The sequence below is a fragment of the Chitinophaga sp. genome, assembly GCF_036569125.1.
GTDB lineage: Bacteria > Bacteroidota > Bacteroidia > Chitinophagales > Chitinophagaceae > Chitinophaga.
In genome coordinates this window covers 1-7,863 of record NZ_DATCRF010000039.1, presented here as the reverse complement: position 1 = coordinate 7,863, position 7,863 = coordinate 1, and the positions used below count along the sequence as shown (strand labels likewise).

Below are 7,863 nucleotides of genomic sequence, written 5' to 3'. Positions count from 1 at the left end.
TCCTGGACCTGCGTTACAATCCCGGCGGCAGTGTAGCTGCTGCTGCAATGCTGGCAGCCCTGATAGCACCCAATATTAATGAACAAAGCGGCTTTGTGAAATACAGCGGCAATGGCAACCTGGGGCAGCGGATTATTTCTTTTAGATCTGCTTTATCCGTTCCTGAATCAGGCGGCCCTATTGCATTCAGCGCTCTGGAACCTGCACGCCTTTCTTTATCAAGAGTATTTATTTTGTGCGGGCGCCAAACCGCATCTGCAGCAGAGCTGCTGATCAATAACCTACGGCCTTACATGCAGGTATACCTTATCGGGCAGCCAACTTTTGGTAAAGATAAAGGCGCCGTGATCATACAGGATATGCGCACACCCCAACGGATCCCCTGGACGCTGATGCCTATCAGCTACAACCTGGCCAATGCCAAGGGAGAAGGTGGTTACACGCAGGGCATTACCCCGCAGTATGTGGTAGATGAATTGAGTAAGCAGCCCCTGGCGCCAATTGGTGATAACACCGATCCGTTAATAGCAAAGGCCATTGATATTTTAAATGGCAACGGGCGTCAAACAGCACCGGCGCCGCAAACAAGCACCAGGATCTATTTTGATTCCCGGCAGCAGCAGTCAAATATGAATGTGGTGAAAATACCGGCTAAGCTATTCAGAGAATGAACGAAGGGGTAAGATAAGGGCGTTAACAAACAACAGATGTTATAAACTGTACACCGTAGACACGGCGTTCACCATATTCGATGGAGGGGATCATCAGAATGTATTTCTCATAAACAGGGTTTCAAAATTACTTGTGTTGTTAATTGCTGTTAAGCCATTATGGCAATAGAACTTTTTTCAGATGGTAAGGTTTGTTCCCGGTTGGCTGTATAGTAATATCGGCTATTTCCGTTTTGCTGCCAATGCCCCTTAATAATAACTCCAGCCCTTCCATACGTACGTGCCGCATTACCCCCGAGCTGTCTTCCGCCTCATGCCCACCGTAGGCAAGGCCGGTGCTGCCGGTAAGGGAGCTTATATTTTCAAGCACGTTACCTGCACCCTTCTGAGGGGCTTTGCCCAAGAGTATAATACCTTTCCACCCCGTATTGCACGTAGTATCATTTAACCGGAATACAACAGGCCAGCGCTGCAGCCCTTCTGCCACGATCTTTGCGCCGCGGGTTATTACCAAACCTCCGCCGCTTTCCCTGCCATAGGCCGGCAGCGGCGTAATTATTTTTATAACGGTACCCGGCTCAATATGTAAAGTAGCTTCATTGCTTACATATACCCAGCCTTCTATATACCAGGGATGATTGTTGGTAAGCAGTATATTTTCTGTGATCACTTTCCGCAGCGTATCATGCAGGGGAATGGTTTGCACCCCTACATTTGCTGTTGCAGCCACCGGCTCCTTTTCACAGCCGGCAAGCATTACAGCCGCCAGGGTACAGCCCCCGTAAAAAAGGGACCAGTACCAGCTTCTATGTGTAACGGACCGGTGTTGCATGGTAAACTTTTATATTAAAGATTGATCACTTCCGGATAAAAATTGCCGGAGGGATCGTCATGTATATTCAGCAGGTAAAACTTTCCCGGGTCTACCGGTAATGCAAAAATATCCGTAACACCATCCGGCTGCGTTACAGGCGCACCGGTTGCGCTGTTCTCAAACCGGCCACCATAGGTAATAGGCATCCCGCTGGCATCATTTAACGGCAGCACAATGGTTTGTGGATAAAGAGATCCTTTTGTTAATCCTTTCAGCACAAAACCTGTTTCTTCCAGGTTACCGGTTTGGTTATCTACATAAATAATATGCAGGTCCAGCTTTTCATAAGGGAAATAAGTATCGCTCAATGTTTCAAAGATCTGCATAGCCAGCGAATCCGGCGATACCGGCGTGCTGGTTATAAATCCTTTTAACCCAATGCCCTCACTATACGCCAGCTTCAGGTTGGTGGCAGCATTCGGCAAAACCGTGATCAGGCTGTCTACTATCAATGAATCCGTATTGGCTTTATAAAATGCCAGCTTGCCGGATCTGCCGGCCGGCAATACTACGCTTACCGTAGTGTTGGAAGGTTGAATGCTGTTTATTTTCTTTCCATCAAAGTACAGGTCTACGTTAGGTGTGTTGGGTAAGTTCACCAGTGTAACTCCTACTTTACCAAAAAAATGTTCTTCGGGCAGCTCTCCTTTACTGCAGGAAAAAGCTGAAATAATAATAACTGTGATAATGGAATATGTAAATAACCGCATCATGTGATCGATCGCTTTTTTTGAAGTAATAACGTATAAGGCCGGGCCTTATACGTTATTACAGGTGTCATGAAATTGCTTATTACCATTTTAACCAGCCACTGGTGCCGGCAGTCCAGTCTGTACGGCCGGGGAATGCGCCCACAGTGCGGGAAGCATTCAGTGATCCGGGGATCCAGTTAGCCGCGTTGGTAGCGGTAGCCGGACGAACAAACGGATTAGCCAAACCAATGTTGGCATTCGGGTTAGCAGTAGTAAAACCGGTGTTGCCATTTGCAGCTGAAGTAGCAAAAATGGTGAACTGGTTGGCAGCAGTGTTGAAACCTACAGCGGTAACAGGGTTACCAGCGCTTTCAGTTACGAAAGGTTTAACGAATGCATGCACAAAGCTGTGTTTCAGCACAGAAGTGCCGGCGTAGAACTTATCGCGGGTAGTACCCAGGGCGCTGTCCAGGGAAACACCAAAGTTGTAGCCCAGGTAAATAGCACTGTCGATATCAAATTCAGCATTCCTTCTCAGCTGTGCGCCACGGCCATATAAGCCGGTGCCGGAAGGCTGGCCGTTAGTGATAGAAGCCCTTGCCTGGCTGGGTAAGCCAACGATAGTAATGTAGCGGTAAACCGGGTGTGTAATAGGCGTAGCAGTAGTACCGGTTGAGTTGTTATCGCTCTCAAAGCCGTTAGACTGGCTCTTGTCTGCACGGGTAGTGTCAGCCAGGCCTAAAGCATAACGGATAGTACCTCTGAAACCATTGTCGGTATCAAACATATCATCCAGCGCATCTACAGAGATCAGGTGGGAAGCATTTACTGTACCACCGAAAAATTCAAAAGCATCATCTTTTGATTTGTACACTTCAATAAAATCAAGTGTGGTGCCACGGCCTACACCAGCCAGGGTTAAACCGTTGATCTCATTGTCGGTAGACAGTTCAAAACCAGCATACTCGATACGTACATACTGCAGGATACCTGAGTTGTCGTTATCGTTGGTGCCTACTGAACCGCCGTAAGTAGCGTCAGCCGGGGGATTGCTGGGAATACCCTCAACCTGTACGCGGCCGCTGTGGTTAGTGGATGCATTACCCAGCAGGATAACGCCGGACCAGTCGCCGGAAGCCGGTGTAGTCTGGTTGGAAGTGAAAATAATTGGGCTGGTAGCAGCACCCTGTGCCAGCACTTTTGAGCCACGGGTTACTACCAGGCCGCCACCGGGAACAGTTGCGCTGGTGCTCTTATCCCCACGGATAACAGTACCCGGCTCAATGATCAGTACATCAGATGAATCAACATACACCAGGCCACTCAGGTGCCAGGCTACAGAGCTGGTCAGGCGGATGGTGTCTTTAATGGTATGACCTGTACCTAATACACCGCTCAAAACAGGATTTGAGGGAATGATCTGGGTAGCAGATACTGAACGGTCAGCAACAGGCTGGCCTTCTTTTTTACAGGAGCTCATTAATACAGCACCTGCTAAAGCGGCCGAGGCCAGGGTTAAAACTAAGGGTTTCCTTTTCATGATTTAGCTTTTAAGGTTAAAAATGAATACCTGATCAGGATATATAACTGTTACGCGTATGCTCAGAATTTATAGCTCAAGGTGGTGCTATAGGTGCGGCCCGGCCGCGCTTCATAATTAATCACATCCTTCCCCGACTGGTACAGCAGCTGCTTTGTGGAAGGATCTTTTTCACCGTTGTTAACCGCCTGGTCATCATCATAACGGTTCTGGTACACTACAGAAAAACTATTCAGGATATTGCCAACGTTCAGCTTTACTTCTGCCCGCTGTTTTAAGAAACGTACCGCTACCTGCCCGTCTAAAGCTGTTAACGGGCGTTCAAACAAAGAGAACTGGTAAGATTTATCCGGACGGAACATGCGGTTGCTCACGTAATTGTATACCAGGCTAAGAGAAACCGGTTTGGTATCATAATAGATGCCGGCATTTACGATGTAATTGCTGGCGCCTGTTTGCGGCCTTTTTTCCTCTTTTAATACCTGTTCATTAGGGATCACCTTCAGCGCATTATTTGGATCTACCCCGTTGTAGTTAACGGTCATAGGCGTTACGCGTGCATCCAGCGCTGTGAAGTTGCCATACAGCGTTATGTTTTGCAGCACCGGCACTTTGGTAAATGCCAGCGATTTACGCGCCTCTACCTCCAGGCCGTAGTTCTTTGCATTCTTGTTATTACGCAATACGAATATGCCGCCGCTTTGCTCATCTGCATAGATCTCCATCGGGTAATCAAACTTCTTATAGAATAAGGAGAAGGATAGCAGCTCGCCGGCCCCGGGATACCACTCATAACGGAAATCCAGGTGATGGGCTATGGTGGATTTTACCAGCTCGCTCACATAAGCGCCGCCTAATTCAAAATCATATTCACGGAAGAAAGAAAGCTCCCGCAGATCAGGACGGATAATGCTTTTAGCATAGGCCAGCCGCAGGTTCATAGCAGGGGTAAGGCTGTACGTAAGGTTAGCGGAGGGAAAAATATTCCAGTTAGGTTCCCGGTTGCGCAATTCGCTGAAATCATATTTATCCACCCCTGCCCCGCCCCGGGTCTGGTTAATCCAGCGTTCCAGGGAATCCAGGCCGGCATTGGCATTGTTCAGGTTATAATATTCTGCTCTCACACCCCATACCAGTCTTAGCCTGTCGCCGATCTTATCATCCAGCATACCATATACGGCGTGTAAGGTAGCCGTGCGGTGAAAATCATCACTGAACTGGCTGTAAACAAAACCTGCATTATTAGCGGGAGAAAATGCCTGGGCCAATGGCTGATAATAACCGTCATGGTTGTCGAAAGTAGCGCCGGTATTGATCACATAGAACAAACGGTCTTTGCTCCAGCCGCCATAACCTGCTTTAAAGGTGTTGCTGATGGCTACCTGGCCCGCATTGAACAGGAAAGGAACAGCGGCAGATGCATCCCAGGTATAATTATTTTCCTTTGCACGGCTCCACCAGCGCAGCGCGCCGGTACTAATGCCATTGCTGGTAGCGCTTAATATGCTGTATTCATTTAAAGCGCTGGAATCTGTTTTTATAAACTCTGTGGTAAGCTGATGATTGTCGGGCTTTTGCCGGTCCAGCCGCAAATAGCTGCCGGCCCATTTCAGCTTAATGCCTTTATTACCTACTGAATGCTCGCCTTTCAGCTGGTTCTGCCACAGGTCTGTTTGTGAAGTAAGATCATAATAACCCAAAGCATAGCCGCGGGTGGCATTCACACCGCTGCCAATGATCAGCTGCTGATCCAGCGTGCGCAGGTACAGGCTCTGAAATCCAATGCGGTTACGCTCATTCCTGTAACCCACACCCAGCAGGCCTCCGAGGTTAGTGGTAAACCCATAACGCTGACCATTATACGCTGCATATTCTGATGCAGGGCCGTCTTTTTGTCCTTCAAATCCATCGCGGCTCATACGTATGTCCTGGGTTGCCAGCGTGTTCCGGTAGCCTATAGATGCTACTACGCCAAACTGGTTGCTCTTCTTCCCCGGAATTACGCGGCCTATAGATACCTGGTAGTTCTGGGAAGGATGCGCCTTTAGCTTATACAAACCCCAGTTATTGCTGAAGGCATTTGCATCCTTACCGGATTCCAGGAACTTATTATGGATATCCGCTTCACTTTTCCAGTTCAGGGTACCCATTAAATTACGATGGTCTGCTACCCGGCCAAAGTATTCCTTACCTTCTAACTTTGTGGTTAAAAAATCCTTACCGGTAGTTTTATCATTAATGCTGCCGCCTGCGCTCAGGTTCAGGAAGTTGCCGGTAGGTATGTCCAGCGTCTTCACTTCCACCAGGCCACCGCCAAATTCCGCGCTGCGGTCTGGCGTAATGGTCTTTACTACCGTTACGTTTTCAACAATGTTGGAGGGGATCACATCAAAGCTGAAGTTCTTCCGGTTCAGCTCTGTGCTGGGCATGATCTGCCCGTTCAGCACCGCCTGGTTATAACGCTCGCTTAAACCACGCACTACCACATATTTATTTTCCATGGTGGAAAGGCCGCTCACACGTTTCAGCACTTCGCCAATATTCTTGTCCGGCGTACGGCTGATCTGCTCTGCGCTGATACCATCTGTAATTGCTGAATTATTTTTTTGCAGGGCATATAAACCCTCTACAGAAGCGCGTTTATAGTTAGCCGTTACGGTTACTTCCTTTAAACGGGAGCCCCCGCTTTTCAGTGATACATTCAGTGGGGTTATCCCTTTGTCTGTTACCACTACTTCTGTTATTTTACGCGTGTCATAAGATATATAGCTGAATGTAAGTGTATAGGTTCCGGGCTCCAGCTGCAGCTCATAGGTGCCATCCACATTGGTTACGGTACCCTGCCCGCCCTGCACCTGGATCGTAACACCCGGCAGCGGTTCATTTTTATTATCCACCACCTTACCGCTCACGCGGCCTTTATCCTGGCCGGCTACCTTTTCCTGCCGGCCTTTGCGCAGGGCAATGGTATTGTTGGTGTAGGCAATATCAATGGGGGCATATACATCTAAGTAGTGCAGTACGTCTGCCAGGGGCTGATCCTGGAACTTTACTGCTGCCAGTATGCACTGGTCTAAATATTCAGGATCGTAAATAAAAGTGTAAGCTGTTTGTTGCGCTAAATTCTTTACTACGGCGGTTGCCGTTGTTTTTTGCATGTTAATGTGTACTCTGTCTGTTAACCCCTTATATGATTGTATTGCCACCGCCTGTAAGGCGCCGGTGCATAAAAAACACAACAGGGAAACCGCCAGTTTTTGCATAGTACCCCTGTCAAAAAATCTGTTTGTAGATTTTTGCATACTTTTGTTTTGCTTTTAGTTAAAAATGAATACTTAACCGGGAAGTGTCCGGTTAAAGGGTACTGTCTCCACAGTGCCCTTTATTATTTTAGTCAATGGTTATTTATTGTTTTCCTTCTACTACATAAGCACTGCCATCACCGGATAAATGGTATGAGAATCCATATACATATTCTAACGTGGTCAGTATCTGCTCAAGCGGTTCATTTGAGGTAAATGAACCGGATACCTTCCGTTTTGCGAGCTTGTTATCTTTCAGTATGATCCTTTGCCCATAGCGGCTTTGCAGCTTGGCAAATGCATTTTCCAAAGTGGCATTATCGAATATTAATTTCCCGCTTTTCCAGTCAAGGGTGGCGGCAGTATTAAAGCGGGTGGCGGGTGCGGGCAGCACGCCTTTTTTATATAACAATACTTCTCCCGGCTGCAGCACATAAGAGAATGCGGCAGTGCTTACAGATACTTTACCGGATAGCAGGCTTACTGCAATGCTGCTGTCTGCCTGGTTGGCGGTAGCAATGTTAAACGCCGTACCTAATGCGGTGGTCACTAATTCACCGGCATGTACACGGAAAGGCTTACCGGCAATCTGCGCTACTTCAAAATAAGCCTCGCCCTTTAACCACAGGTCGCGCGCCTGGTTATTATAATCATGGGAATAAGCTACGGCGGCATAGGCATTCAGCCATACGCGGGAGCCATCCGGCATAGATACCAGGCGTATATTACGGCCGTTGTTGTAAACCGTATCCCACTGCTGCGCCAGGGCCGGCCCCTGTACACC

At 48.1% G+C, this 7,863-nt stretch carries 6 protein-coding genes; 1 reads left to right on the top strand and 5 read right to left on the bottom strand.

Annotation, left to right across the window (positions count from 1 at the left end; translation table 11 throughout):
* Positions 1–671: S41 family peptidase (locus tag VIM87_RS01325; RefSeq protein ID WP_331995225.1), on the top strand; the 671-nt coding region annotated here is incomplete at its 5' end.
* A gap of 157 nt (positions 672–828) precedes the next feature.
* On the opposite strand, the gene VIM87_RS01320 is transcribed toward VIM87_RS01325, so the two are convergent.
* The 5 genes from VIM87_RS01320 to VIM87_RS01300 form a co-directional block, all read right to left on the bottom strand.
* On the bottom strand, positions 829–1,503 hold the full coding sequence (locus VIM87_RS01320; RefSeq protein WP_331995224.1) for a hypothetical protein: 675 nt from the start codon (positions 1,501–1,503) through the stop codon (positions 829–831).
* Positions 1,504–1,517: 14 nt separating this feature from the next.
* Positions 1,518–2,258: a hypothetical protein gene (locus tag VIM87_RS01315; RefSeq protein ID WP_331995223.1), complete on the bottom strand. Its 741-nt coding sequence runs from the start codon at positions 2,256–2,258 to the stop codon at positions 1,518–1,520.
* Between the two features lie 79 nt (positions 2,259–2,337).
* Positions 2,338–3,777, bottom strand: a complete 1,440-nt coding sequence (locus VIM87_RS01310) for a hypothetical protein (RefSeq protein WP_331995222.1) — start codon at positions 3,775–3,777, stop codon at positions 2,338–2,340.
* Positions 3,778–3,839: 62 nt separating this feature from the next.
* A complete protein-coding gene (locus VIM87_RS01305) occupies positions 3,840–6,935 on the bottom strand; it encodes a TonB-dependent receptor domain-containing protein (protein ID WP_331995221.1) in 3,096 nt (1,031 codons plus the stop codon).
* A 247-nt stretch (positions 6,936–7,182) separates the two neighbouring features.
* Positions 7,183–7,863: FecR family protein (locus VIM87_RS01300; protein WP_331995220.1), on the bottom strand; the 681-nt coding region annotated here is incomplete at its 5' end.